The following is a 25,625-nucleotide window of genomic DNA, read 5'->3' as shown; positions in this document are numbered from 1 at the left end:
CTCTGAATCGCACCGCGCGGAGGGTACGCCCTCGGCGAATCCCAGCGAGGCCTAAGGGACTCCGCGCTACGCTGGCTCACATCATGGATGTGAAGAAGATCACCAAGAACCCCCTGATCTACGTGGCGCTCATCGGCCTGCTGCTGATCGGCGGGTTCATGCTGATCTCGAGCCTCGGAGCTGCCAAGCAGATCTCGACCCAGGAGGGCCTCGAGCTGCTCAAGGGAGACACGGTCACGAAGGTCGTCATGACCGACGGCGACCAGCGCGTCGACATGCAGCTCTCGAAGCCCTTCGAGGGCTCCGAGTCCGTGCAGTTCTACTACGTCTCCGAGCGTGCAGACAGCGTGATCAGCGCGATCAACGATGCGAAGCCCAAGGACGGCTTCAACGACACGGTGCCCAAGCCCACCTGGTTCGACGGCATCCTCTCGCTGCTGCTGCCGCTGATCCTGCTCGGTCTGCTCTTCTGGTGGCTGCTGTCCTCTGCCCAGGGCGGCGGAAGCAAGGTCATGCAGTTCGGCAAGTCCCGCGCGAAGTTGGTCTCCAAGGAGACCCCGACCGTCACGTTCGCTGACGTCGCCGGTGCGGAAGAGGCGCTCGAAGAGCTCGCCGAGATCAAGGAGTTCCTGCAGGACCCCGCCAAGTTCCAGGCGATCGGTGCGCGCATCCCGAAGGGCGTGCTGCTGTACGGCCCTCCCGGAACAGGAAAGACCCTGCTCGCCCGCGCCGTCGCCGGTGAGGCCGGAGCGCCGTTCTACTCGATCTCGGGTTCGGACTTCGTCGAGATGTTCGTCGGTGTCGGAGCGTCGCGTGTGCGCGACCTCTTCACCCAGGCGAAGGAGAACGCCCCCGCGATCATCTTCATCGATGAGATCGACGCCGTCGGTCGCCACCGCGGCGCCGGCATGGGCGGCGGAAACGACGAGCGCGAGCAGACCCTCAACCAGATGCTCGTCGAGATGGACGGCTTCGACCCCAACGCGAATGTCATCGTGATCGCCGCGACGAACCGCGCCGACATCCTCGACCCCGCTCTTCTCCGTCCCGGCCGATTCGACCGCCAGATCGGCGTGGACGCCCCCGACATGAAGGGCCGTCACAAGATCCTCGAGGTGCACGCCAAGGGCAAGCCCCTCGCGAACGGCGTCGACCTCGAGACCGTCGCGCGCAAGACGCCCGGCTTCACGGGTGCCGACCTCGCCAACGTCCTCAACGAGGCCGCTCTGCTCACCGCGCGCTCCAACGCTCAGCTCATCGACGACCGCGCGCTGGACGAGGCCATCGACCGTGTGATCGCCGGTCCGCAGCGCCGCACCCGTGTGATGAAGGACAAGGAGAAGCTCATCACGGCGTACCACGAGGGCGGCCACGCCCTCGCCGCCGCCGCGATGAACTACAGCGACCCGGTCACCAAGATCACGATCCTGCCGCGTGGCCGCGCTCTCGGCTACACGATGGTGCTGCCGGTCGATGACAAGTACTCGGTCACCCGCAACGAGCTGCAGGATCAGCTCACCTACGCCATGGGCGGTCGCGTCGCGGAAGAGATCGTCTTCCACGATCCGACGACGGGTGCATCGAACGACATCGAGAAAGCGACCGACATCGCCCGCAAGATGGTCACCGAGTATGGCATGACGACCGAGGTCGGCCCCGTGAAGCTCGGATCCGGCTCCGCCGAGATGTTCGTCGCACGCGACATGAACCGCGGACGTGAGTACTCCGAGTCGATCGCCGAGCGCGTCGACGAGCAGGTGCGCAAGCTCATCGAGCAGGCGCACAACGAGGCCTACGAGGTCATCAGCGCGAACCGCGACATTCTCGACACGCTCGCCCGCGAGCTGCTCGAGAAGGAGACGCTCGACCACCACCAGATCGCCGAGATCTTCAAGGACGTGCGCAAGCTGCCGCCGCGTGAGCTGTGGCTCTCCAGCGAAGATCGCCCGGTCTCGACGCTGCCCCCGATCGACGTGCCCGTCACGGCCAGCGAGGCAGGACTTGCCGCGTCGACTGAGGCGGAGGCTCCCGCGAAGCCCGGCACGGCCACGGGCACCGCAGGCAGCACCGGTCACCCCCGTCCCGCGACGGCCTGACATGGCGGTCGACCGGGAGCGGGTCGCCGCCCTCACTCGTGAACTGCTGGAAGCCATCGGCGAAGACCCGGAGCGCCCGGGGCTGAAGCAGACCCCTGCGCGCATGGCCGAGCTCTACGCGGAGTTCTTCGCCGGTGTCGGCGAAGATCCCGCGGCGCCGCTCGCGCACACGATCAGCGTGGCGCGCGGGCCTGCGCCAGACACCCTGCCCTCGGGCGCGGTGCTGCTGCGTGACATCCGCTTCCGTTCCGTGTGCGAACATCACCTTCTGCCCTTCGCCGGCGTCGCGCACATCGCGTACCTGCCGGGGGAGCAGGTCGTGGGTCTCGGCGCTCTCGTGCGGGTCGTGGAGACGCTGGCCTCGCGACCGCAGGTGCAGGAGCGCCTCGGCGAGCAGATCGCCGACACGATCGCAGGCAACCTTGACGCGCGCGGCGTGCTCGTCGTGCTGGATGCGAGCCACGGCTGCGTGACGATGCGCGGCGGGCGTCAGCCCGAGGCATCCACGGTCACGATCGCGGCCCGCGACGCCTATGCGGATGCCGCGGCCCGCGCCGAGCTCATCGCGCTGATCGGTGCTCGGCCTGACCACGGGATGACCGCCGAGTGACCGCGATCTGGGGCATTCTGAACGTCACCCCCGACTCCTTCAGCGACGGTGGCCGCTACCTCGACCCGGAGATCGCCCTCGCGCATGCGCGCCTGCTGCGCGCACAGGGTGCCGCGGTGATCGACGTCGGCGGTGAGTCGACGCGTCCGGGGTCCGAACGGGTGGGCGTCGCCGAAGAGCAGCGCCGTGTGCTGCCGGTCATCGCCGCTCTCGCCGCCGACGGCGTGCCGGTCAGTATCGACACGCTGAACGCTTCGACCGCGGCAGCTGCCGTGCAGGCGGGCGCACGCATCGTGAACGACGTCTCCGGCGGTCTCGCCGACCCGGAGATGCTCGCCGCCGTGGCCGCATCCGGAGCCGACTTCGCCCTCGGACACTGGCGCGGGCCGTCCTCCGACATGTACGCCCGCGCAGACTACGTGCGGGTCGGCCGAGAGGTCGCCGGTGAGCTGCGCGAGCGCATGGGGGTCGCGGCCGCCGCGGGCATCGCCCCGTCGCGGCTCATCATCGACCCGGGTGTCGGCTTCGCGAAGACCGCCGAACAGAACTGGGAGCTGCTGCGCGACCTGTCCGACGTCGTCGCTCTCGGCCCGCGCGTACTCGTCGGCACCTCGCGCAAGCGCCTGCTCGCGACCGCTCTCGGCGATGATGCGACAGAAGAGCGCAAGGATGCGGCGACCGCCGTCACGAGCGTGCTCGCCGCGCGCGCCGGTGCGTGGGCGGTGCGCGTGCACAACGTCGCTGCGACCCGCGACGCCCTCTCCGTGCTCGGTGCCTGGGACGGCTGAGCTCGCGTCTGCAGGGAGTATGCGCGTCCGGCGGGTCGGATGACGGCGTGTCGCCCTGCAATCGCGCAACCGCCCTGCCCCCGGGCGGTGCGCTGTTGCGCCTGCCCCGTACCCTGGATGCATGAGCGACGAGATCGCCCTCACCGGGCTGACTGTCTTCGGCTATCACGGCGTCTTCGACCACGAGCGCGCTGAGGGGCAGGAGTTCACGATCGACGTGCGCCTGCGTCTGCCGCTGGCTCCCGCCGCCGCATCCGACGACGTACGAGACACCGTGCACTACGGTGAGCTCGCCGAGCGGGTCGCCGCAATCGTCGCGGGCGAACCGGTCAACCTCATCGAGACGCTCGCCGAGCGCATCGCAGACGCTGCGCTCGCGGATGCCCGGGTGCAGAGCGTGAGCGTCACCGTGCACAAGCCGCATGCGCCGATCCCGCTGACGTTCACGGATGTCTCGGTGAGCGTCACGCGTGAGCGGGGTGCCGCGTGATCTACCAGCCCGGCAGGAAGTTCCCGGCGCACGATCCGCGACCGGGGCGCGAGGCGGTCGACGCCGTCGTCGCCCTGGGTTCGAACCTCGGCGACCGTGCAGAGACGATCGACGAGGCGGTCGCTGCGATCGCGCGCCTTCCGCTCGTCGACGAGGTGCGTGTCTCTAAGCCGTTCGAGACGGTCGCCATGCGCCTCGGCGGACCCGATCCGGATGCCCCGGTGTTCGTCAATGCGGTCGCGATCGTGACGACCCGCCTCGCGCCCTCGGTGCTGCTCGGAATGCTGCACGCGATCGAGGAGCAGCATGGCCGCGTCCGTGCACAGCGCTGGGGCGACCGCACGCTCGACCTCGACCTCATCGCCTACGGCGACGAGCGCAGTGAGGACGAGCGTCTGCTGCTGCCGCATCCGCGTGCCGCCGAGCGCCTCTTCGTGCTGGAGCCCTGGCTCGACGTCGACCCCGACGCGACCCTCCCCGGGCGCGGGCGCGTCGCCGATCTTGTCGCGGCGCTGAAGGGGCAGGCATGAAGCGCACATCGATCACCGTGCTGCTGCTCGTCGCCCTCGGGGGCGGCGCGGGCGGCTTCCTTCTCGACCACGCGCTGACGGTCTCGGGTCGCGCCACGTTCACCCCCGCGCTCGGACTTCCGCTGCTGCTCGCCCTTCTCGCAGTGGCGGTGCTGGCCCTCGGATGGACGGTGCGGCGCAGCATCCGCAGCCCGGAGCATCCGCGCATGAACCCGTTCCGTGCGCTGCGCATCGCTGTGCTCGCCCGCGCTTCGAGCATTGTCGGCGCACTTCTGCTCGGGTTCGCCGCCGGGGCCCTCGCCTACATCTCCACGCGGCCGGTCGGACCACCGATAGGCTCGGTGCTGGCTTTGACAGTCACGCTGGGCGCAGCGCTTGTGCTCGTGATCGCGGCGCTCGTCGCGGAACACTTCTGCACGCTTCCGACCGACTCCGACGGACCTGACGGCCCCGGAGCATTGAAAGGCGACGATGACGAACATCCCCGACCCGCAGGCCACCCCGCCCACTGAGTTCGCAGCGGCACCGCCCGCGGCACCAGTGGTCCCGGACACGGCTCCGGTAGCGGATGCTGCGCCGGTGGCACCGCCCGTCGACGCGCCTCTCGCCGTCGCCCCCACCGCAGCCGCCGCTCTCGACGAGGGCACCTACGAGTCGCTGCGCGCGCCGAAGTCGACGGCGGCTCTCGCGCTGGACGGCGTCTGGCACCAGATCTCACCGCGCTACGTCGTCTCGCAGGTGCTGCAGAACGTGGTCATCCTCGTGCTCATCCTGGCTGCCGCACTCGTCGGCGGACTGGTGCTGCATATGAACTGGGTCTGGATTCCGGCCGGCATCCTGGCGTTCTTCACGCTCGCGACGCTCATCATCCTTCCGCGGCAGGCACGAGCGATCGGCTACCAGCTGCGCGCCGACGACATCGTGTTCCGCAAGGGCATCCTGTGGCAGCGCGTGATCGCGGTGCCTTACGGCCGCATGCAGCTCGTCGACATCACGCACGGTCCGCTCGACCGCGCCTTCGGCATCGCCAAACTCAAGATGGTCACCGCGGCGGCGACCACGGGTGTGGAGATCCCCGGCCTCACGCAGGGCGCGGCGGAGGCGCTGCGCGACACGCTCATCGAGGTCGCTGAGACCCGTCGGACCGGCCTGTGAGCGAGCCGCTGCTGCCCCCGGCATCCGCGCCCACTCCGCCGGTCGACGAGCACATCACGCTCGCGGACGGCGAATGGCATCGGATGCACCCGTTGACCCCGCTCTTCAAGGGCGGACTGGTGCTCATCATCATCGCGGGCATCGTGATCTCGAACATGCGCGAGCGGCTCGGGTTCTGGTTCTTCAGTCTCGTCGCGCCCGACGCCGACATCGACGGTCTCACGGGCGGCGACCCGCTCGACTGGGTGCTGGAGAACAATCTCGTGCTCGTCGGGCTCGGCGTCGTGCTGGGCGTGCTGGTCCTCTTCATCGGGATCTTCTGGCTCGTGTGGCGCTTCCAGGAGTTCCGCATCACGGGCGAGCACGTCGAGGTCCGCAAGGGCATCCTGTTCCGCTCGCAGCGTCGTGCACCGCTCGACCGCGTGCAGGGCGTCAACCTCACTCGTCCTTTCCCCGCCCGCATCATCGGCCTGGCGAAGCTCGAGGTGGTCGGAGCCGGAACCGACGCGAACGTGCCCCTGGAGTACCTGGCGACCGCGCGCGCCGAATCCGTGCGTGCCGACATCCTGCGCCTCGCATCCGGTGCGCGCGCGGCACGACAGGACCGGATCGCAGGAATCGCTCCCGGCGCACCGGCGACGGCGCGGGCGCAGCTCGTGAACTCCGTGAACCACGGGGTCACCGATCTCATCACGGGCGTCGACCTTGCCGACGTGCAGGCGGAGAGCGTCGTCAAGATTCCGACCGGACGACTCGTCGGATCGCACCTGCTCTCGGGCGTGCTCTGGTTCCTGTTCTTCGCACTCATCTACGTCGCCGCGCTGGGTGGCGTGGCTTGGAGCGTGTTCCGCGACGGAGATCCGGAGGGCGGCATCATCATCCTGACGATGTCCGTGGGTCTCGCGGTGCCGTTCATCATCGCGACGATCGGTGTCACCTGGGCGCAGATCTCCAAGTCGTTGCGGTACTCGATCGCGTCCACCCCGGATGGTGTGCGCATCACGTACGGTCTGCTCACGACCGTCACGGAGACGATCCCCCCGGGCCGCATCTTCGCCGTCGACATCACGCAGTCGCTGCTGTGGCGGCCGTTCGGCTGGTGGGTCGTTCGTATCAACCGCATGTCGGGCAAGAGCCTCGCGCAGCAGCAGTCCAGCAGTGCGCAGCAGTTCAACGTCGTGCTCCCCGTGGGCACGCGGGCGGATGTGGAGCGGGTGCTCGCGCTGATCCTTCCGGATGCCCCCGAGAGCGTTCGCTCGCTGATCTGGGAGAACGGCGCGCTGGGACCGAGCGAGAACGACCCGTACGAGACCATGCCGCGCCGTGCCGCATGGCGCCGCCCGCTTTCGTGGAAACGCCACGGCTACGCGGTCACCCCCTTCGCGCTGTTCCAGCGCCGCGGTGTGGTGTGGCGCAAACTCGTGATCTTCCCGCTGGCACGTCTGCAGGGTTTCTCGCTCTCGCAGGGTCCAATCGACCGGGTACAGCGGGTCACCGGTGTGCAGGCGCACTCGGTGACCGGGCCTGTGCAGGGCGTTCTCGCCGGCATCGAGCGGGACTCCGCACTCGGACTTCTCGACGAGGTCGCCCGGCTCACGGCGCTCGCGGCCGCCCAGGACCGTGGCCACCGCTGGGCGGAGGCACTGGAGGAAGCGCTCGATCAGGCCTCAGCCTCGGACGTTATGGCGGCGGTTCCTCCCGTGGCCCCGACGGCGGCGACGGGCGCCGGAACCGTGACGGTCGAATGGCCGGAATCACCGCGTCAGGACGGACCATCGGCGTGACGCAGGCAGGACGCCTCGGCATCGGCATTATCGGTGCCGGGCGGGTGGGGCCGGTCATCGGCGCGGCGCTCGCCGGCGCCGGCCACGCCCTGACGGGGATCACGGCGGGCTCCGACCCGGACCGCGTCGCGGCGATCCTCCCGGATGTGCCCGTGCGCGATGCCGACGAGATCGTGCGCATCAGCGAGCTGGTCGTGCTCGCCGTGCCTTCGGATCAGCTTCCGGGGATCGTCGCCGGGCTCGCCGAGACCGAGTCCTGGCAGCCGGGGCAGCTCGTCCTCCACACCGACCCCGGATACGGCACGGCGGTGCTGGCCCCTGCGATGGAGCGCGGGGCGATTCCGCTCGCGGTGCATCCGGCGATCTCATTCACGGGCACCTCGATCGACCTGCGCCAGCTGCGTGCCGCCTATGCCGCGGTCACCGCGCCTGCCGCCGTCCTGCCGATCGGCCAGGCTCTCGCGGTGGAGCTCGGCTGCGAACCGGTCGTGATCGCCGAAGCGGATCGCGCTGCGTACGCCGAGGCCATTTCGACAGCATCCGAGTTCGCGCGTTCCATCGTCGGACAGGCGACGGGCTTGCTGCGCGGCATCGGCGTGGAGAACCCCGGGGGATATCTGTCGGCCTTGGTCTCGTCGACGTTCGACCGTGCGCTGCGTGACGTCACCCCGCCTGAGTTCCGCCTCCCCGACGAGGGCTGACCACTCGATGGAACGGGCGGTCCGGGGTGCCGCCGGCTCAGCGCCCTCCGGAGAACCCGCCTCCGCCGCCTCCGCCGGAGAACCCGCCTCCGCTCGATCCGCCGAATCCCGAGGACGAGGTGCTGGCGGCCGTGACGTGGTACGCGGAGGAGGATGTGGTGGTGTGCGCGAAGGTGTACAGCGCCGGCGCGAGTGCTGTCGTCGGACTCGTCGTCCAGAGCGCGGTCTCGCCGGTTTCCGCGTAGGACACCTCGAGCACGCGGCCCCACTCCTTCTCCATCCCGAACAGCATCGCGTAGGGCAGAAGCCGTTCGTAGACGTGGATCACGTCGATCGTGCCGTCGTCGCGTCGCTCCGCACCCGAGTACGACTGCAGCATCTGCAGACGATCGGCTTCGGCGACCCGGATGAACTCCTTCACGCCGAGTAGATACTCGTACGCCAGCGCCCCCTCGGGCGTGTGCACGCGTCTCTTTGTGAGCGCCGGTCCGCCGATGATGAGCGCGAGGATGACTGCGAAGAGCGCGGCGACGAAGGCCCCCGCGGCGATGGGACGGCCGAAGATGAGCCCGGCGATGCCGATCGCGACCCCTGCCGCACCGAGGAGAAGTCCGAGGAGCAGCACCGCGGCGGCTGCGCGACTGCGGCGCTTCGTCATGAGTCCGCGGGTCTCCGCCTCCTCTTCGCCGCGGGCGATGAGTCTGCGCATCCGCGTGCCGAAGGCCTCGTCCTCTTCGGGAATCGTGACATCTCCCTCGGCATCGGCGCCGCGGAAGATCTTCTCGTGGGCCTCGGCGTCGAGCGGATCGGGCGCCACGGCGCCGGCCAGTCGACGCAGCACGGGGCGGCCGTCGGCGTCGTGGATGATCAGCATGCCGGACACCGCCTGGTGCACGATCTCGGCCGGTATGACGTTGTCCGGTTTCGGCAGGACCGCGGCGGCAACCAGCGGCGGCAGCGTCGCGGGCACATCGAACTGCGCGATCACGAGGCCGGTGCCGCGCCGCGAGCGGCGGACGAACGCCCCGAGCATCAACCGGCTGGCGACGGCGACGAGCATCCCGGCGCCGCCGAAGACGACCGGTGCGAGCTCGAGGAAGAGGTTCGGGATGCGCCGACCGGGCTGAACGACCGTTCCGGCGTCCATGCCGATGGCGACGGTCACTCCGTCGCCCGCGGGCAGGTTCTGCGCTTCGACTGAGAAGGATGCTTCGCCCGCGGAGACGGTCGGACCACGCAAGCCGGAGCCCGCACAGGGATCGGCGGCGCCCGCAGGGCCTTGATAGCAGGCGGTGGCATCGGTGATGAGCGCTGCGCTGAGGGTCTCGTCGAACGTGATCTCGGCCTGGAAGGCGTTGATGGGCTGGGTGCTGTCGAGGGGGAGGAGATCCCAGTAGAACTCGTCGATGCCCGTCTCGGACGCGGCGATCATGACGTCCTGCATCGTGTACTCGATGACGTAGGTGGTGAGTCCGTGCTGGAACTCATCGTCGCCGATGAGGACGAACAGCATGTCGTCGTCCTCTTCGAGCTCGAAGGGCACGGCTGCGCCTGTGTCGTCCCGGACGGAGAGAACGTCGGTGTCGAGGCTGGCGTCCTGGTAGTGCTGCAGCAGGCCGCGCACGATGCCGCGATTCTGGTCGAACTCGGGGAACTGCGCCTGCAGGGTCTCGACGGCGTGCAGCGTCGAGCGGCCGCGCTCATCGATCCCGACGCGGAGGTCGGCGTCCCAGCTGGCGTAGGAGAAGTCGTTGACGTCCGTGGCCGTCGCAGCAGCCGCGGCGGTGCTGGTTCCGGCGAGCAGAGCGATCCCCAGGGTTGCGATGATCAGCGGACGCGAGCGCAGACGGACGGCCATGCTCCGAGGGTAGCCGGGCTGGCCGAGACATCCAGGCGACGCCGGTAAACTGAGCGCTGACTTTCCAAGGAGCTCCGAATGACTGACGCGTCCGCCGCGCCCGCTGACAACACCCCCGCTGAGGACGACGTCTTCGAGCAGAAGGCCGTGCGCCTCGCGAAGCGCGAGCGCCTGATCGCTGCGCGGGCGGATGCCGCGGGTGGCGCCTTCCCGGTCGCCGTTCCCGTGACGCACCGCATCCCCGAGCTGCGAGCGCAGTACGGCGAGCTCGAGCCCGACACCGCCACCGGCGTGATCGCAGGCGTCGCGGGTCGCGTGGTGTTCAGCCGCAACACCGGAAAGCTCTGCTTTGCGACGCTGCAGGCCGGCGACGGCTCCCGCATCCAGGCGATGATCTCGCTGGCGAACGTCGGCGAGGAGTCGCTGCAGGAGTGGAAGGAGCTCGTCGACCTCGGGGACCACGTCTTCGTGGAGGGCGAGGTCATCTCCAGCCGCCGAGGTGAGCTGTCGATCATGGCGACGAGCTGGCAGATCGCCGCGAAGGCGATCCTCCCGCTGCCGAACGTCTACGGCGACCTGAGCGAGGAGAGCCGCGTCCGCAGCCGCTACCTCGACCTGATCGTCCGCGAGCAGGCCCGCACGACGGTCCGCGCCCGTGCCGCGGTGAACGCGAGCCTGCGCGCCACGTTCGCCGAGCATGACTACCTCGAGGTGGAGACGCCGATGCTGCAGGTGCAGCACGGCGGCGCATCCGCTCGTCCCTTCGTCACGCACTCGAACGCGTTCGACACCGAGCTCTATCTGCGCATCGCGCCGGAGCTCTACTTGAAGCGTGCCGTCGTCGGTGGCCTCGAGCGCGTGTTCGAGATCAACCGTAACTTCCGCAACGAGGGCGCCGATTCCACGCACAGCCCCGAGTTCGCGATGCTGGAGTCGTACCAGGCGTACGGCGACTACAACCAGATGGCCGCGCTCACGCAGGAACTCGTGCAGAACGCGGCGATCGCGGTGGCCGGTTCGACGACCGTGACCTGGGCCGACGGCACCGAGTACGACCTGGGTGGCGAGTGGGACCGCATCTCGATGTACGACTCGCTTTCGGCGGCTGCCGGTCGCACCTTCACCCCGACCGACGCCGTGGAAGACCTGATCGCGTTCGCGGAGGCGAACGAGGTCGAGATCCCCGCGCAGGCGACGCACGGAAAGCTGATCGAAGAGCTCTGGGAGCACTTCGTCAAGGGCGATCTGGTGCGGCCCACGTTCGTCATGGACTTCCCGGTCGACACATCTCCGCTGGTGCGCGAGCACCGTTCCATCGCGGGGGTCGTCGAGAAGTGGGACCTCTACATCCGCGGCTTCGAGCTGGCGACGGGCTACTCCGAGCTGGTCGACCCGGTCATTCAGCGGGAGCGTTTCGTCGAGCAGGCGAAGCTCGCCGCGCGCGGCGACGTCGAGGCGATGCCGGTCGACGAGGAGTTCCTGCGTGCACTTGAGCACGGCATGCCGCCCTCGGGTGGCATGGGCATGGGCATCGACCGCCTGCTGATGGCCATCACGGGCCTCGGCATCCGCGAGACGATCCTCTTCCCGCTCGTCAAGTAGACCCGCGCGGGGCTCACGGGGCGGGCTGTTCTGCCGCTCCTGCGGCGGAGAACGCCCACGCCGGAAGCAGCCCGGCGTCGATGATCGTGCGCAGCATGCCTGCGAACGTGTGCTCCGGCGTGATCTCGTGGGCGAGCGTGAGGTAGTGGTGGGCATGTGTGGCACGCCCGAGTGCCCACGAGAGCCACCCGGATGCCACGAGTGCGCCGACGCGTGAGGCACGCGGAGCGCGAGCGGCGGCATTACGCGTGAGCGTGAGCGCGAGGCGGAGCCGGTCGGCATCAGGACGCGGTCCCTGGCCGAGCATGATGTCTCCGAGGTGGGGCGGGAACGTTGAGATGTCGCCGCGGAATGCCAGTTGCGCCGCGAGGACCTCGTCGCCCGTCGGCAGATCGGTGGCCCACTGCGCGAGGGCGACGTCGCGCAGAAGGGGCCGTTCGAGGCACCAGATCAGCGCAGCGGTTGCGAACGGATCGATGTTCTCCGGAGAGTCGAGCAGATCTTCCAGGAACTGCGGCAGGTCGTCGAGCGCGAGGGCGGACAGATACGCACGCGGGTCGAGGCGGCTCTCCGCATCCGCGGGTCTCTCGCCGTCGAGGGGCTCTTCCGCCGATTCACCGTCCGGCATGAGCGCGGTGAACATCTGGTCGACGGCGGCCAGAGCCTGACCGACACGCTCTTTCTCAGCGAGGTCGACGGTCGGCAGCTCCCCGCCCGCGGCCTGATCGGCGGCGACGTCGACGATGCCCGGCACGGACGGCGGATCCGGGATCTCTGCAAGGCCGTGCACGATCGGTGCCGTTACGAGGTAGTTTGCCCATCCGTCGGCACCCACGCAGAGGGCTTCGACGATACGCAGCCCGCACGATTCCGCGCAGGCGATCGTGATGTCGGCGACCTCCGCAAAGGGGAGGGCGTCGGGGTCGATCTCGTCGTCGGTGTAGATGACGGCGGCGAGCCCGTCGACGGACGGGACACGGCAGGTCATCCCGACGAGCGTTGCGGCGTACTCGTGCAGGTCGACGTCATCGTTCTTCGGCAGGTCCGCGCGCAATGCGCCGCCCGCCCGAGAACCGGTGAAGGGGAGCAGCACAAGGCTCTCGCGCGGAGTGAACCCGGCGAGTGTGGGGATCAGGCCGAGCAGATCGGCCGGGCCGGAGGCGGTGAGAATCGTCGTCATGGCCACCATCCTGAGCATCCGGGTCCTGCCCGCTCTCGCGGGCTGCGGGAACGGTGCGAAGGGCTCGTCGGGGAGGCGATTGTGGAGGAAACGACGGGATCTCCTGCGCCCAGGCATCTCCTCGGCCCACGACGTACACTGGGGGCATGGAGAACTTCTGGCTCGCAGCCGCCTGGTCGCTCATCCCGACGGTCGGCGTCAGCGTTGCGTTCTTCATCGTGCTTCGCGGCATCCTGCGTTTCGACCGCACCGAACGACGCACGCACGCGCGCATCGAGGCCGAAGAGCGCGCCGCGCGCGGCCTGCCCCCGCGCGCCTGAGTCGCGCGCGACCTTTGTCGATCGCCCCACTACTGTGGGGACGAGGCCTACCGGTCTCGGTGAGGCGTATGGCGGAGGAGCCGAATGAACTTTGACTTCACGCTGTCGTGGTGGTTCATCGCCCTCACGGTCATCGTCGACCTCACGATTCGCATCACCGCGATCATCGTCGTCCCGCGAAACCGCCGCCCCACCGCCGCGATGGCGTGGCTCCTGGCCATCTACTTCATCCCCATCATCGGGGTCTTCCTCTTCCTGCTGATCGGCAACCCGCGACTTCCCCGTCCGCGCCGCCGCAAGCAGGCAGCGATCAACGAGTACATCTCCGAGACGAGCGCGAGCCTGCAGCTGGGCACGCTCCGTCCCCACGCGCCGGACTGGTTCGGCGCCCTCGTGCACATGAACCAGTCGCTGGGTGCGATGCCGATCTCGGGGGACAACGGTGCGCACCTGATCTCGGGATATCAGGAGTCACTCGACGAGATGGCCGACGCGATCCGTCAGGCCAAGGAGTACGTCCACGTCGAGTTCTACATCCTGCAGGCGGATGCCTCCACCGACAACTTCTTCCGTGCGATGGAGGAGGTCGCGGCGCGCGGTCTCCCCGTGCGGGTGCTGCTCGATCACTGGGCGAACCGGTGGAAGCCGCGGTACAAGGAGACGGTCCGTCGCCTGGACGCGATGGGCGCGGACTGGCATGTGATGCTTCCGGTGCAGCCGCTGCGCGGCAAGACGCAGCGCCCCGACCTGCGCAATCACCGCAAGCTTCTTGTGATCGACGGCGACGTCGCCTTCCTCGGGTCGCAGAACGTCACCGACTCCACCTACAACCTGCCGAAGAACATCAAGCGCGGACTGCACTGGGTCGACCTCATGGTGCGCGTTGACGGACCGGTCGTCGCGAGCGTCAATGCCGTCTTCCTGAGCGACTGGTACAGCGAGACCGATCAGGTGCTCACCTCCGTCGACTTCACCGCTGCGAAGATCGGCAGCGGGGACCTCGACTGCCAGATCGTTCCCTCCGGCCCCGGGTTCGAGGTTGAGAACAACCTGCGCCTCTTCCTCGGACTGCTCTACGCCGCCAAGCGCGAGATCATGATCGTGAGCCCCTACTTCGTTCCGGATGAGGCTCTGCTGCTGGCTGTCACAGCGGCCTGCGACCGTGGCGTCCAGGTCGAGCTGTTCGTCTCCGAAGAGGGCGATCAGGCGATGGTCTACCACGCGCAGCGCAGCTACTACGAGGTGCTCCTGCGCGCGGGTGTGCGCATCTGGATGTACAAGAAGCCGTACATCCTGCACACCAAGAGCCTCACGATCGACGATGAGGTCGCCGTCATCGGATCGAGCAACATGGACATGCGCTCCTTCGGTCTCAACATGGAGATCTCGATGCTCGTGCGCGGCGAGGAATTCGTGCAGGAGATGCGCGCGGTCGAAGACCAGTACCGCGATCTCAGCCGTGAGCTCACACTGGAGGAGTGGAAGCAGCAGCCGCTGCGCTCCACCGTGCTCGACAACCTCGCCCGACTCACCTCGGCCCTGCAGTAGACGCACAGCGACTCGTTACCCAGCGTTATACCGCGCGGAGTACCGTGGGGAGCATGAAGATTCGTGCAGGTATCGCCGCAGCCGCTGTGCTCGCGAGCGCCGTTCTCGTCCTCGCAGGCTGCGCCACCTCGCCCGCGACTCCTGCGCCGAGCCCGGTGCCCACGGATGCACCGCAGACGACCGAACCGCAGCCGGATGACATCGATGCCGCATGGCTCGACAACGGCCGCATGATCGCGGTCATCACCTGGGGCTCCTCCTCGGTCGACTGCACTCCGCAGGCAGCAGATGTCACCGCCGACGGGCAGAACATCACCGTGACGATGGCCGAGGCTGAGGGCACCGTCGCTTGCACCGCAGACTTCACCGCACGCGCGACGCCGGTGGCGCTTCCGGCGGGAGTGGATCCCACCAAGGAGATCACTGTCACGGTCGCGATGGGCGACCAGAAGTTCGACACCGACCTCGACGGGGCGAAGGGCGTCACCGGTGTTCCGGGCGAGCCCACCGACTACCTGCCGAGCGCGGGCTGGTTCGATGACAACGGCCTCGTCCTGCTGACCTGGGGATCGAGCACGTGCCGTCCTGTCGTGCAAGACCTTGCAGAGACCGCGGATGCCCTCACGGTCACGTTCGCGGCCAGTGAAGCGCCGTGCACCTTCGACATGGTTCCGCGTGCGACGGTCCTGCAGGCCACGAACGACGACATCACCACGCTGACGCTCGTCGGTGACAACCTCGACGGCACCGTCACGATCCTCGGCGACTGACCGCAGACGCTGTGCGAACGCCCCCTCCGTGTGAGGGGGCGTTCGTCATATCACAGCCTTGAGACGTCGTGGCCCGCAGGCAGCACGATTCGCAGTGCGCCCTCGTCGATGCGGCAATGAATTCGTGAGGCGAGCCCGAATTCGTCGCCGTCGAGCTCCACAGGGACGGCCGAGGATGCCGCCGCCTCGACGGCGGTTCCCTGGAGGAAGCGCACCGATCCGCCGGTGCCGGTGAGCTCCAGCATCCGCCGCCCGGTCTTCGTGCGCCGTAGCACCGAGTTCTGCCACCACACCGTGCGCCACACGGCCAGCCAGCCGAACGGGCCGCGGGGCTGGAAGATCACCATGTCGAGGCCGCCGTCGGTGATGGAGGCATCCGGGATCAGCGCGATGCCGGCCGGGAGCGTGCCGCAGTTCGCGAACAGCATGCTGTAGGCCTTGGTCGAGTGCAGGCGTCGTGAGTCGATCTGGTAGACGACACGGAAAGGCTTGGCCTTGGGGAGCGAGCGCGCAGCGCCGTCGATGTAGGCGACCCAGCCCACGGACTTCTTGAGATCGGGGCGCGTGTTCGCGATCATGTCGGCGTCGAGGCCGATGCCGGCGAGAACGACGAAGGCATGCGTGCTCTGGTTGCCGTCGGGAGCGGTGATCTCGGCCCAGCCGATGTCGATGGGATGCTCGTCTCCCGCGAACACCGCCCGGATGACCGCGGCGGGATCGTCGAGCGGCAGGTTCAGGTTGCGCGCCAACAGGTTTCCGGTGCCACTCGGCACGATCGCGAGGGGCACTCCGCTGCCGGCGATCGCTTCGGACACGGCGCGCACTGTGCCATCTCCACCCGCCACGAGCACCGCGTCGATGCCGTCGTCGATCGCGCGACGGGTGATGCTCTGCCCGGGATCTTCGACTGTCGTCTCCAGGATGAGCGGCGGCGCCCAGCCCGCGGCTGCAGAGAGGCTCGTCAGCAGGGAACGCAGCTTCGGAGCATCCGCCTTCACCGGATTCACCACGAGGGCCGCGCGACGTGCATCGGCGGCAGGGGTGGTCATGTCTGTACTCTATTGCGCGGTCTGGTCGCCCTCGTGATTCGCCGGCACCCGGATGGGCGGTCAGGCAGGTTGACTAGACTTGACGGGTGATCGATCTCGCACTTCTCCGCGACGAGCCCGAGCTCGTCCGTCGCTCCCAGACCGCGCGCGGCAACGCGCCCGAGACCGTCGATGCGGCCATCGAAGCGGATCGATCGCGCCGCGCCGCGCTCGCCGCGTTCGAAGAGCTGCGCGCCGAGCAGAACGCGTTCGGCAAACTCGTCGCGAAGGCTCCGAAGGGCGAGAAAGCTGCGCTCGTCGCGCAGGCGAAAGACCTCGCCGACCGGGTCAAGCAGGCACAGCAGGCGGCGAATGAAGCCGCGGATGCTGCCGCTGACGCGCTCGGACGCATTGAGAACGTCGTCATCGACGGCGTGCCCGCCGGTGGCGAAGCCGACTTCGTGGAGCTGCGTCGTGTCGGCGAGACGCCCACGTTCGACTTCGAGCCGCGCGACCACCTGGAGCTCGGCGAGATGCTCGGCGCGATCGACATGGAGCGGGGTGCGAAGGTCTCCGGTGCGCGCTTCTACTTCCTCCGCGGCATCGGCGCACGTCTTGAGATCGCGCTCATGAACCTCGCGCTCGACAAGGCGCTGCAGGCGGGCTTCGTGCCCCTCATCACCCCGACGCTGGTAAGGCCCGAGATCATGCAGGGGACCGGCTTCCTCGGCGAGCACGCCGATGAGGTCTACCACCTCGACAAGGGCGATGACCTGTATCTCGTCGGCACGAGCGAGGTCGCTCTCGCGGGCTACCACAAGGACGAGATCGTCGATCTGTCGGACGGTGCGCTCCGTTACGCGGGCTGGTCGACCTGCTACCGCCGTGAAGCCGGTTCGCACGGAAAAGACACCCGCGGCATCATCCGCGTGCACCAGTTCAACAAGCTCGAGATGTTCGTCTACACGACGGTCGAAGAGGCCGAGGCCGAGCATCTGCGCCTGGTCGCGCTGCAGGAGGAGATGCTCACCGCGCTCGGCCTCAGCTACCGGGTGATCGATGTCGCTGCGGGCGACCTCGGTTCGAGCGCCGCGCGCAAGTACGACATCGAGGCCTGGGTTCCGACGCAGGATGCCTTCCGCGAGCTGACGTCGACCTCGAACTGCACGACGTTCCAGGCTCGACGCCTCGACGTGCGCCACCGCCCTGAGAGCGATGACCCCAAGGCGGCGAAGACGCAGTTCGTCGCGACGCTCAACGGCACGCTCGCCACCACCCGCTGGATCGTCGCTCTGCTCGAGACGCACCAGCAGGCGGACGGCTCGGTCCGTGTGCCCGAGGTGCTCCGTCCCTATCTGGGCGGGCTGGAGGTCATCGACCCACTGCCGTCGAAGGGACGCAAGGGCGCCGAAGAGAGCACGACCGCATGACGGCGCCGTGGCTCATCGGGCTCGACGTCGACGGCACGATCATCCTGCAGACCGAGGAGATGAGCCCCGGCGTTCCCGAGGCGATCGCGCATCTGCGCGACAGCGGTTCGGAGGTGACGCTGGCGACCGGCCGCAGCTGGATGGCCACGCACCCGTTCCTTGACCTGCTGGGCCTGCGGCCCGAGTTCGTCGTGTCCTCGAACGGTGCCGTCACGATGCGTCGTACGGTCTCCGTCGACGAGGCGCTCGCGTCTCCGGCTGCGGCGTCGTACGAGCGCTGGCACGTCGAGACGTTCGATCCGACCGTGGTACTGGAGCTGCTGGGCGAGCATCTTCCCCAGGCGCAGTACATGGTGGAGCTGGGCTCGGGCAAGCGTCTGTTCACGGAGCATCTGGATGACTGGACGCTCGACGGCGGTCGTCAGGTGACGTTCGCCGAGCTGTCTCACGAACCGGTGTCGCGTGTGGTCGTCGTGGCCCCCGGCCACGACGAGGCGGATTTTCACCGCATCGTCGAGCAAGCCGGTCTCAACGACGTCTCCTACGCCATCGGCTGGACGGCCTGGCTCGACATCGCCCCGTACGGTGTCGACAAGGGCACGGCCCTCGAGCGGGTGCGTGACCATCTCGGATGGAACCCGCACCAGGTCTTCGTCGCCGGAGACGGTCGCAACGACATCGGCATGTTCGAATGGTCGTCCCGGATCGGCGGGCACGCGATCGCGATGGGGCAGGCCCCTGACGAGGTCAAGGCGGCGGCCACCGGTGTGACCGTCGAGGTCGAGCGCGGTGGTCTGGCGCTCGCCCTGCGCGCGCTCGTGGACGTCTCGGCGGAAGCATCCGCTGCTACTGCGGACTGAGCAGTTCCTTAGCCCTCTTCCAGGCTGTCTCCAGGCGCGCCCGAGACAATAGGGGCACGCCCGAACAGGGCGACCCGACTGATCGACTAGACTCGACCCCTGATCGGCGTGTGCACTTCGACGCCGAGGAGGGTTGTCCGAGCGGCCGATGGAGCTGGTCTTGAAAACCAGTGGGCAGAAATGTCTCGTGGGTTCGAATCCCACACCCTCCGCAGAGTGAAAGGCACTGAGTGAGCGCGAACTCCCGCACGCGGCGACCCGTCGCCCGCCACGGACAGCTCCGTCGCCCACGTGCCTGGACGCAACTGCTGAAGATCATCGGCATCGCGATGACGGTGGTCCTCGTCAGCGGTGTGGGTGTCGCCGCGTACATCGTCTACGACCTCTCGCAGACATTCGTCGCCGACGCGGTCGAGATCGAGGGCCAGGAGGCGATTCCGCCCGACATCGGTGAGCTCAAGGGCGGCGTCAACATGCTGCTCGTCGGCAGCGACGAGTGCGAAGAGGGTTACGAGGCCTCCTTCGGCGACCGGTGCACGGAAGACGACGGCGGCGCGCGCAACGACGTCAACATGCTGCTGCACATCTCGGATGAGCCGCGTCGCGTCACGGTGATCACCTTCCCGCGGGATCTGATGGTCGACATCCCTCAGTGCACGGATGAGAACGGCAACACCGTCAGCGCCGGGTACGGTCAGATCAACACGACGAACGAACGCGGGGGTCTCGGCTGCGTCGTCAACACGGTGGCGGAGCTCTCCGGGCAGCAGATCCAGTTCGCCGCGAAGATCACCTGGGACGGCGTGATCCAGATCACGAACGCCATCGGCGGCGTCGAGGTCTGCATCGCGAACGGCATCGAAGACAGCTATACCGAACTGAGCCTCCCCCCGGGAACGCACTCGCTCGCAGGGTGGCAGGCACTGCAGTTCCTGCGCACCCGCTACGGAGTCGGCGACGGCAGCGACCTGGGGCGCGTGAGCAATCAGCAGGTCTATATGGCCTCGCTTGCCCGCAAGCTCGTGAGCGATGAGGTGCTCGGAAACTTCGGAACCCTGTTGCGCCTCGCCAACACCGCACTGAGTAACGTCACTCCGAGTCAGAGCCTGACGAATCCCGTGCTGCTCGCACAGATCGCCATGGCGGTGAAGAACGTGCCGTTCGAAGACATCAACTTCCTGCAGTACCCGGTCTTCGACGACCCGGACAGCGCGGGGCGTGTCGTCCCCGACTTCGCCAGTGCAGAACAGCTCTGGGCTCTCATCGAAGCCAACCAGCCGATGCAGGTTACCGGGGGCACCGATGCCGTCACGGCCGATGGCAGCGCGCTGCCTTCAACCACCGTCGAACCGACGCCCGGTGAGGGTGAATCCGTCGAGGAAGCGGCCCCTGTGACGCCGGCCGGGCCCGTGGGCCTGCCCGAGAACATCAAGGGACAGTCGGCTGCCACTCAGAGTTGCGCGAACGGCGCCGGTTAGGCTGAACCCAGCTTCTCGCGCTTCCCCGTGCGTGAGGGACGGGTAACGAGGGATTTCAGATGGCTCGTAGGTCACAGGTGCCTTTGGCGCGGCATGGACAGCTGCGTCGACCCCGATGGTGGCAGCAGGTGCTGAAGGCTCTCGGTATCGCCACCGCGGTGGTCCTCGTCAGTGCGGTCGGCGTCGGCGCCTACGTCGCGTACGACATCACCCGTCCGTACGCCAGCAATGCGGTGACGTTGCCTGGGCAGGAGAACCTCCCGCCCGATATCGGCGCCTTGAACGGCGGCTTCGATCTGCTGCTCGTCGGCGTCGATACCTGCGAACAGGATTACGCCTATCTGTTCGGCGACCGTTGCCCGGTCGATGAGAACGGCATTCTGCTGCCGGATGAGACCGCGACGCTGAACGATGTGAACATCCTCGTGCATGTGTCGCCTGAGCCCCGCCGCGTGACGGCCGTGAGCTTCCCGCGGGATCTGCAGATCCCGATTCCGTCGTGTGTGGACGCCGACGGTGATACCCGCTCTGCGATGACCAAGCAGCCCATCAACTCGGCGTACTCATACGGCGAGCTGGGGTGCGTGGCGGCGACGATCACTGCTCTGACGGGGCAGGACATCGAGTTCGCGGCATCAGTGACGTTCGGCGGTGTCATTGAGATCACCAATGCGATCGGCGGGGTCGACGTCTGCGTGGCGAGCCCGATCAACGACCCCGATGCGAACCTCTTCCTCGAAGCAGGTGACCACACCATTGCCGGGATCGAGGCGCTGCAGTTCCTTCGGACGCGCCACGGTGTGGGCAACGGAGGAGACCTCGGACGCATCAGCAATCAGCAGCAGTACATGTCGAGCCTCGCGCGTAAGGTCACGAGCGATGAGGTGCTCAAGGACACGGGTGCACTTATGCGACTCGTCTCGACAGCATTCGCGAATGTGACACCGAGTACGAGCCTGACGAACCCGCTTCTGCTGACGCAGATCGCATTGGCGATGAAGAGCGTTCCGATCGAAGATATCGTCTTCGTGCAGTACCCGACGGTCGAAGATCCCGACAACGCCAACCACGTGGTCCCGGACCTCGAGGCGGCAGGCGTCCTGTTCGCGGCGATCAATGCCAATCAACCGCTGCAGATCACGAACGTGCCGACCGAGGACGACGGTGTCGTGCTGGCGGAGCCTGCAGCGCCACCCGCGGAGGCCCCGACGCCTGATGAGGCCACGGTCGAACTGCCGTCGACCGTCAAGGGCAACAGTGCGGCGACGCGCACGTGCTCCAACGGCAACGGATGAGCGATGTGGACGCGCCCGATGGGCGTGGTTCGCGCGGGCGTCACTGAGAGGTTAGGATAGCTACGCGCATCCACTGCACTCCAGCTGGATGCCTGGAGACGTCGCATAGTCAGGCCTAGTGCACCACCCTGCTAAGGTGGAGTCCTCGCAAGGGGACCGAGGGTTCAAATCCCTCCGTCTCCGCCACAAACCCCTGCTCAGGCAGGGGTTTTCTTCGTTCTGTGCACTACTTGCCGAGCTTCAGCAGGTTGCACAGGCGAGCGGGACTGTCGTCGCTGAGCGGCTCTCGACCGCATTTGGCCTCCGCACTGAGGGCATCGTCGAGCGACGTGCGGCTGTACTCCGAGAGCGCCCATCCGAGCGGCGGCACGACAGCGGGCCGTGTCTGAGGTGAGACGACGACCAGTCGGCTCGGGAGGATCTTCTCGACGCCGGTGATGGCCGTCTCGCACCTGGGCTCATAGGCCCCGTCGCACACGTCTGCCAGCGCGAGTGAGGCACGCTGCAGCCAGGCCGTGTCGGTGAGCTGCTGCGCCTTGGCGCCGTAGCCGACGAGCGGCACGAGAGGCTCGGCCGTGATCCCGTTGAGAGATTCGAACAGGTCGAACCCGGAGGAGTTCCGCAGATACACGACGATCGGCACGAGCGGCACCGCAGACGTGCTGTTCTCGGCGCGCACAGCAGCGGCGATGCGGGTGGACACGTCGGCGATCGTGCCGATGCCGGTGCCCTCGGCGTACCCGCCGTCGATCAATTGCGCGTGTGGGTCGCATCCGTCGTCGGGCAGGCGGCCGGCCGGGGTGACGATCGGGAAGCGGGCCGAGAGCATCGCCGCCGTCGCGCTGTCGAGATGCGCAAGGCACTCTTCTCCCGCCCACCAGGTCATCGCCGGCGCCGCCCACGCCTGTTCGCAGCGCTCGGCGGCGGAGGGGGACTCATCGTTCGTGGGGGCCGTGTCTGTGATCCCGAGCGCCGATTCCGAACCGACGCCGACGCGGCACCCGGAGTCGGCGTCGGTCGAGTTCAGCACAGTGATTCCGGTTCGCGGGTTGGCTCGTGTCGAGTAGGGGGCGCTCAGTTCAGTGACATCCTGAATCCACCCGGTCTCGATGAGCGCGGCCCGGTCGCGCCACTGCACACCGAACGGGTTCGACGTGGCGTCGCTCTCGGGGAAAGTGGCGGGCTGAGCGATGATCGACGGCAGTTTGACGCCCAGCGCGCTCGCGCTCACATCGCCGACGAGAAGGCCCGATACCGCCATGGCGAGCGTGTCGGGCGATGCCAGCGAGACGAGCCGATCGGTCATCGTCGCAGCTCCGTCATCGAGGCCAGCGAGCGTGAGCCCCACCGATCCGCCGCTCACGCCGCTCGAGACGAGAACGGTGGAGTCGTAGCACCCGGTGCCGAGGATCCGTTGCATCGCGTGACCCGTCCAGTACGCCGCGCGAATGCCCCCGCCCTCCGCGGCAACGAGCAGGACGGGGCGGATTCTGATGCCATCGCCGACCGTGATCGTGCAGGTGTTCTCAGACAGTCGGTCGGCGAGCGCATTCGGATTCTCGGCTTCGGCCTCTGCCGTGGGCAGGACGCGGATCAGGTGCGGATTGCCATCGATCGCCAGCACCCCGAAGGTCGAACCGTAGAGCAGGGGGAGTACGAGCGCGAGCGTCAGGACCGGAGTCGCCCGCAGACGCAGCCTGCGAAAGAGTGCGAGTGGCTGGTACTCCTGCAGAGCGACCGTGAACGCCCCCAGAGCTGCGGTCCAGCAGGTGATGACGAGCACCGCCGTCGCAACGATCCCGAGGGCGCCCGCGACGGCGGGGAGCAGAGCCAGCAGCAGCAGGATGAGCAGCGCGATGACGATGATTGCGGTGAGCCATCCCTGGTGAACTCGCCACCTGCGCTGCTCGGCACTGGAGCGCGCATCGTGCGGCGCGCCGATCGCGCGAGCGGGAATGCGCGCCTCGTTGGGGTCATTCGAGTCGAGGAGAGGTGCCAGAATCCGCGACGGCGGCCGAGTGACGGGATTGAGCGCGCGGAGAAGGCGCGGCGAGGCGATCGCGAGTGCGGCCGAGAGCGCGAGAGTCACGACGCTCCACCCGGCCTGGGCGACGTCGAGGTCGGCGAGTGCGAGTGCCGCCGGAACCGTGGCGGAGCGCACGAGGCCGAGGCCGGCCGTCGTGATGACCGCGAATGCGAGCACGTCTCCGGTGAGCCACGCGTAGCGAGCGCGGTCGACATCGCTCGGCTGCGGTGGGTCCTTCGGCATCCGTCGCCCGCGCTCCAGGAGCCAGGACACGCACCAGACGGTGATGGGAATCGCAACGAACGCGATCGCACCCGCGCCGAGCACAGATGGCAGATCTCTGCTGAGCGCGAAGGCGATCGCGGCCACGACGAGCCAGGCGATGAGTGGGATCGCCCACCACCACGCGACTTCTCGTGCCGTCCGCTCGACCTGACGCTGGGCGGGAGTGCGCGCGAAGCGCGCGACGACCAGGCGCGTGCGCGCCCTTCCGAGCGCGAATGCCGAGAGGGCTGCAAGTACGACGGCCACCCCCGCCCATGCGGCCTGCCCGAGGTGTTCCCCGCCGATCCACTGCCTCTGCACGTCAGGCAACTGATCGAGCACCCCGTCTTTCGGGATGCATGCCAGAACGCCCAGCAGCAGCACGGTGACGGCCGAGAGTCGGTGGGTCCACAGTGCCTGCGACCCACGTCGAGCCGCTGCGCGCAGTGCGCCGCGCGTCGTCTGAGCGCGGAGGAAGAGCACGAGCAGGACCGCTGTCAGCGCCCACTTCGCCATCGATACGGCGGGGAGAACGCCGGCCACGACCGCGGTCGGGAATCCAACGGCGACGCAGAGTGCGCCGAGCAGGAGCCCCACGCCTTCCGCGACGTCCGCGCTGATCAAGAGGCGCAGCGTCCACCGCATCGCGACGGTGCTGCGGGAGCCGAAGCTCGAGATGAACCGCCCAGCGGCTCGGGCGTAGCAGACGATGAACACGGCATCGAGTGCGACCGAGAACACGATCCACAGGGCCACCTGCTCGGCGAACGCGCTCGACTGCCAGTTCGACCATGCATCCGTGGCACTGAAGGGGAGCAGCCCGGTCACGGAGCTCAACGAATGGCTGGCCCCGGATTCGCGTCCATCGTCGTCGAGACTCACGACCGCCGAGATGAGACGATCGATCTCGGCCATCGCGATGAGAACAGCGGCGATGACGGTCGCCAGCGTGACCCACCGCCGGGTGGTCTCGAGTTTCGTCCCGAGCGTCAGAGGCACGCCAGGGGAGAGCCCAGAGTCTGTGGCTCCCGGCCTGGTCTGCATCGCACTACGTGTTCTCATTCGTCTCCCCGATGAAACGAAATCGCCCTGCGCGCCTGTGTGAGGTCAGATCATAGTCCGGTCGTGCGGGCGGGAACAGGGGGAGGCTGGCAGGCTTCCAGGATATACCCCTAGGGGTATGTTACGCTCGGGGAAACATCGAAAGGACGAGTATGTGCGCTCGCGTGACCTGTGACACCTGCGGCAAGCCGACCTGGGACGGCTGCGGCCAGCACATCGAAGAGGCCCTCGTCGGCGTCGCGGAGGCCGACCGCTGCCCGGGGCACTCCGCCGCGGCGTGATACCTCGCCCTGTCCAGAGGTTTGAGAGGATCACCTCATGAGCTCCATCGCCATCACCGCTGACACGCTGAACGACACGATCGATCAGAACGACATCGTCTTCCTGGATTTCTGGGCAGAGTGGTGCGGTCCGTGCCGCGCATTCGGGCCGGTCTTCGAGAAGGCGGCCGAAGCCAACCCCGACATCGTCTTCGGAAAGATCGACACGGAAGCCGAACGCGAACTCGCCGCCGGTTTCCGGATCACGTCGATCCCGACGCTCATGGTCTTCCGCGGCGGCATCATCGTTTTCTCCCAGCCCGGCGCGCTCAACGCCGCGCAGCTCGACCAGGTGATCGCCGGTGCCCGCGCCCTCGACATGGACGAGGTGCGCGCAGCCGTTGCCGCACAGGAGGAAGACCCCGCGCAGGCCTGACCTTCGACGAGAAGAGGGCGGCACCGGGTCATCCTGGTGCCGCCCTCTTCTCTG

The 25,625-nt window shown here is 67.9% G+C and carries 23 protein-coding genes and 2 tRNA genes; 21 read left to right on the top strand and 4 right to left on the bottom strand.

The window, feature by feature from the left end:
- The first annotated feature begins 83 nt into the window (after window positions 1-83).
- The 9 genes from ftsH (at window position 84) to AC1REM_RS01040 (ending at window position 8,154) form a co-directional block, all read left to right on the top strand.
- Window positions 84-2,096 (top strand): ATP-dependent zinc metalloprotease FtsH, encoded by a 2,013-nt coding sequence (gene ftsH, locus AC1REM_RS01080; protein ID WP_492512913.1) that lies wholly within the window; start codon window positions 84-86, stop codon window positions 2,094-2,096.
- A gap of 1 nt (window position 2,097) precedes the next feature.
- On the top strand, window positions 2,098-2,706 hold the full coding sequence (folE, locus tag AC1REM_RS01075; protein ID WP_492512912.1) for a GTP cyclohydrolase I: 609 nt from the start codon (window positions 2,098-2,100) through the stop codon (window positions 2,704-2,706).
- Window positions 2,703-3,494, top strand: coding sequence for a dihydropteroate synthase (gene folP / locus AC1REM_RS01070; protein WP_492512911.1), 792 nt, complete (start codon window positions 2,703-2,705; stop codon window positions 3,492-3,494). Before folE ends, folP begins: the two co-directional genes overlap by 4 nt.
- A 121-nt stretch (window positions 3,495-3,615) precedes the next feature.
- On the top strand, window positions 3,616-3,984 hold the full coding sequence (folB, locus tag AC1REM_RS01065; RefSeq protein WP_492512910.1) for a dihydroneopterin aldolase: 369 nt from the start codon (window positions 3,616-3,618) through the stop codon (window positions 3,982-3,984).
- Window positions 3,981-4,514 carry a 2-amino-4-hydroxy-6-hydroxymethyldihydropteridine diphosphokinase gene (gene folK / locus AC1REM_RS01060; protein WP_492512909.1) on the top strand — a complete coding sequence of 178 codons (534 nt, stop codon included), beginning with the start codon at window positions 3,981-3,983 and terminating at the stop codon, window positions 4,512-4,514. Before folB ends, folK begins: the two co-directional genes overlap by 4 nt.
- Window positions 4,511-5,026: a DUF3180 domain-containing protein gene (locus tag AC1REM_RS01055; protein ID WP_492512908.1), complete on the top strand. Its 516-nt coding sequence runs from the start codon at window positions 4,511-4,513 to the stop codon at window positions 5,024-5,026. Before folK ends, AC1REM_RS01055 begins: the two co-directional genes overlap by 4 nt.
- A gap of 67 nt (window positions 5,027-5,093) precedes the next feature.
- Window positions 5,094-5,669, top strand: a complete 576-nt coding sequence (locus tag AC1REM_RS01050; RefSeq protein WP_492514459.1) for a PH domain-containing protein — start codon at window positions 5,094-5,096, stop codon at window positions 5,667-5,669.
- Complete coding sequence (locus AC1REM_RS01045; RefSeq protein WP_492512907.1) at window positions 5,666-7,453, top strand: PH domain-containing protein; 1,788 nt, start codon at window positions 5,666-5,668, stop codon at window positions 7,451-7,453. The genes AC1REM_RS01050 and AC1REM_RS01045 overlap by 4 nt, the downstream gene beginning before the upstream one ends.
- On the top strand, window positions 7,414-8,154 hold the full coding sequence (locus tag AC1REM_RS01040; RefSeq protein WP_492512906.1) for a DUF2520 domain-containing protein: 741 nt from the start codon (window positions 7,414-7,416) through the stop codon (window positions 8,152-8,154). The genes AC1REM_RS01045 and AC1REM_RS01040 overlap by 40 nt, the downstream gene beginning before the upstream one ends.
- A gap of 37 nt (window positions 8,155-8,191) precedes the next feature.
- Here the strand turns inward: AC1REM_RS01040 and AC1REM_RS01035 are convergent, their stop codons facing one another.
- Window positions 8,192-10,012, bottom strand: coding sequence for a DUF2207 family protein (locus AC1REM_RS01035; RefSeq protein ID WP_492512905.1), 1,821 nt, complete (start codon window positions 10,010-10,012; stop codon window positions 8,192-8,194).
- A 78-nt stretch (window positions 10,013-10,090) separates the two neighbouring features.
- Here AC1REM_RS01035 and lysS point away from each other — a divergent pair, with 78 nt between their 5' ends.
- Window positions 10,091-11,614, top strand: coding sequence for a lysine--tRNA ligase (gene lysS / locus AC1REM_RS01030; protein ID WP_492512904.1), 1,524 nt, complete (start codon window positions 10,091-10,093; stop codon window positions 11,612-11,614).
- Window positions 11,615-11,627: 13 nt separating this feature from the next.
- Here the strand turns inward: lysS and AC1REM_RS01025 are convergent, their stop codons facing one another.
- Window positions 11,628-12,794, bottom strand: a complete 1,167-nt coding sequence (locus tag AC1REM_RS01025; protein WP_492512903.1) for a DUF4192 family protein — start codon at window positions 12,792-12,794, stop codon at window positions 11,628-11,630.
- 146 nt (window positions 12,795-12,940) lie between these two features.
- Here AC1REM_RS01025 and AC1REM_RS01020 point away from each other — a divergent pair, with 146 nt between their 5' ends.
- From AC1REM_RS01020 to AC1REM_RS01010, 3 genes are all read left to right on the top strand, one after another.
- Complete coding sequence (locus tag AC1REM_RS01020) at window positions 12,941-13,114, top strand: hypothetical protein (protein WP_204938188.1); 174 nt, start codon at window positions 12,941-12,943, stop codon at window positions 13,112-13,114.
- An 84-nt stretch (window positions 13,115-13,198) separates the two neighbouring features.
- Window positions 13,199-14,662, top strand: a complete 1,464-nt coding sequence (cls, locus tag AC1REM_RS01015) for a cardiolipin synthase (RefSeq protein WP_492512902.1) — start codon at window positions 13,199-13,201, stop codon at window positions 14,660-14,662.
- 53 nt (window positions 14,663-14,715) lie between these two features.
- Window positions 14,716-15,432, top strand: a complete 717-nt coding sequence (locus AC1REM_RS01010) for a hypothetical protein (RefSeq protein ID WP_492512901.1) — start codon at window positions 14,716-14,718, stop codon at window positions 15,430-15,432.
- 50 nt (window positions 15,433-15,482) lie between these two features.
- Here the strand turns inward: AC1REM_RS01010 and AC1REM_RS01005 are convergent, their stop codons facing one another.
- A complete protein-coding gene (locus AC1REM_RS01005; RefSeq protein ID WP_492512900.1) occupies window positions 15,483-16,481 on the bottom strand; it encodes a diacylglycerol/lipid kinase family protein in 999 nt (332 codons plus the stop codon).
- 86 nt (window positions 16,482-16,567) lie between these two features.
- On the opposite strand from AC1REM_RS01005, the gene serS reads away from it, so the two are divergent.
- From serS to AC1REM_RS00975, 6 genes are all read left to right on the top strand, one after another.
- Window positions 16,568-17,890: a serine--tRNA ligase gene (serS, locus tag AC1REM_RS01000; RefSeq protein ID WP_492512899.1), complete on the top strand. Its 1,323-nt coding sequence runs from the start codon at window positions 16,568-16,570 to the stop codon at window positions 17,888-17,890.
- Window positions 17,887-18,750, top strand: coding sequence for an HAD family hydrolase (locus tag AC1REM_RS00995; protein WP_492512898.1), 864 nt, complete (start codon window positions 17,887-17,889; stop codon window positions 18,748-18,750). The genes serS and AC1REM_RS00995 overlap by 4 nt, the downstream gene beginning before the upstream one ends.
- A gap of 127 nt (window positions 18,751-18,877) precedes the next feature.
- A tRNA-Ser gene (locus AC1REM_RS00990) sits at window positions 18,878-18,962 on the top strand.
- A gap of 18 nt (window positions 18,963-18,980) precedes the next feature.
- Window positions 18,981-20,228: an LCP family protein gene (locus AC1REM_RS00985; protein ID WP_492512897.1), complete on the top strand. Its 1,248-nt coding sequence runs from the start codon at window positions 18,981-18,983 to the stop codon at window positions 20,226-20,228.
- A gap of 59 nt (window positions 20,229-20,287) precedes the next feature.
- Complete coding sequence (locus tag AC1REM_RS00980; protein WP_492512896.1) at window positions 20,288-21,523, top strand: LCP family protein; 1,236 nt, start codon at window positions 20,288-20,290, stop codon at window positions 21,521-21,523.
- A 94-nt stretch (window positions 21,524-21,617) separates the two neighbouring features.
- Window positions 21,618-21,709: transfer RNA gene (locus AC1REM_RS00975), tRNA-Ser, on the top strand.
- Window positions 21,710-21,749: 40 nt separating this feature from the next.
- On the opposite strand, the gene AC1REM_RS00970 is transcribed toward AC1REM_RS00975, so the two are convergent.
- Complete coding sequence (locus tag AC1REM_RS00970) at window positions 21,750-24,875, bottom strand: hypothetical protein (protein WP_492512895.1); 3,126 nt, start codon at window positions 24,873-24,875, stop codon at window positions 21,750-21,752.
- 164 nt (window positions 24,876-25,039) lie between these two features.
- On the opposite strand from AC1REM_RS00970, the gene AC1REM_RS00965 reads away from it, so the two are divergent.
- Both AC1REM_RS00965 and AC1REM_RS00960 read left to right on the top strand, forming a co-directional pair.
- The gene (locus tag AC1REM_RS00965; RefSeq protein ID WP_492512894.1) at window positions 25,040-25,156 is read left to right on the top strand and encodes a DUF8730 family Cys-rich protein; all 117 of its coding nucleotides are present in this window, start codon (window positions 25,040-25,042) and stop codon (window positions 25,154-25,156) included.
- 37 nt (window positions 25,157-25,193) lie between these two features.
- Window positions 25,194-25,571 (top strand): thioredoxin family protein, encoded by a 378-nt coding sequence (locus tag AC1REM_RS00960; protein ID WP_492512893.1) that lies wholly within the window; start codon window positions 25,194-25,196, stop codon window positions 25,569-25,571.
- Window positions 25,572-25,625: the final 54 nt, after the last annotated feature.

It is taken from the genome of Microbacterium sp. GW823-FHT02G05, assembly GCF_058797175.1.
Note: the sequence above shows the minus strand (reverse complement) of the source record. Positions and strands in the feature narration are given on the sequence as shown.

Excerpts from the sequence above, each read along its gene's own strand:
- AC1REM_RS00995 (WP_492512898.1), top strand. The coding sequence starts at position 17,887 with ATGACGGCGCCGTGGCTCATCGGGCTCGACGTCGACGGCACGATCATC.
- folB (WP_492512910.1), top strand. The coding sequence starts at position 3,616 with ATGAGCGACGAGATCGCCCTCACCGGGCTGACTGTCTTCGGCTATCAC.
- cls (WP_492512902.1), top strand. The coding sequence starts at position 13,199 with ATGAACTTTGACTTCACGCTGTCGTGGTGGTTCATCGCCCTCACGGTC.
- AC1REM_RS01025 (WP_492512903.1), bottom strand. The coding sequence starts at position 12,794 with ATGACGACGATTCTCACCGCCTCCGGCCCGGCCGATCTGCTCGGCCTG.
- AC1REM_RS01020 (WP_204938188.1), top strand. The coding sequence starts at position 12,941 with ATGGAGAACTTCTGGCTCGCAGCCGCCTGGTCGCTCATCCCGACGGTC.
- AC1REM_RS01035 (WP_492512905.1), bottom strand. The coding sequence starts at position 10,012 with ATGGCCGTCCGTCTGCGCTCGCGTCCGCTGATCATCGCAACCCTGGGG.
- AC1REM_RS00970 (WP_492512895.1), bottom strand. The coding sequence starts at position 24,875 with ATGAGAACACGTAGTGCGATGCAGACCAGGCCGGGAGCCACAGACTCT.
- AC1REM_RS01010 (WP_492512901.1), top strand. The coding sequence starts at position 14,716 with ATGAAGATTCGTGCAGGTATCGCCGCAGCCGCTGTGCTCGCGAGCGCC.
- AC1REM_RS01005 (WP_492512900.1), bottom strand. The coding sequence starts at position 16,481 with ATGACCACCCCTGCCGCCGATGCACGTCGCGCGGCCCTCGTGGTGAAT.
- AC1REM_RS00980 (WP_492512896.1), top strand. The coding sequence starts at position 20,288 with ATGGCTCGTAGGTCACAGGTGCCTTTGGCGCGGCATGGACAGCTGCGT.
- folE (WP_492512912.1), top strand. The coding sequence starts at position 2,098 with ATGGCGGTCGACCGGGAGCGGGTCGCCGCCCTCACTCGTGAACTGCTG.
- AC1REM_RS01040 (WP_492512906.1), top strand. The coding sequence starts at position 7,414 with ATGGCCGGAATCACCGCGTCAGGACGGACCATCGGCGTGACGCAGGCA.
- AC1REM_RS01055 (WP_492512908.1), top strand. The coding sequence starts at position 4,511 with ATGAAGCGCACATCGATCACCGTGCTGCTGCTCGTCGCCCTCGGGGGC.
- AC1REM_RS00960 (WP_492512893.1), top strand. The coding sequence starts at position 25,194 with ATGAGCTCCATCGCCATCACCGCTGACACGCTGAACGACACGATCGAT.
- ftsH (WP_492512913.1), top strand. The coding sequence starts at position 84 with ATGGATGTGAAGAAGATCACCAAGAACCCCCTGATCTACGTGGCGCTC.
- lysS (WP_492512904.1), top strand. The coding sequence starts at position 10,091 with ATGACTGACGCGTCCGCCGCGCCCGCTGACAACACCCCCGCTGAGGAC.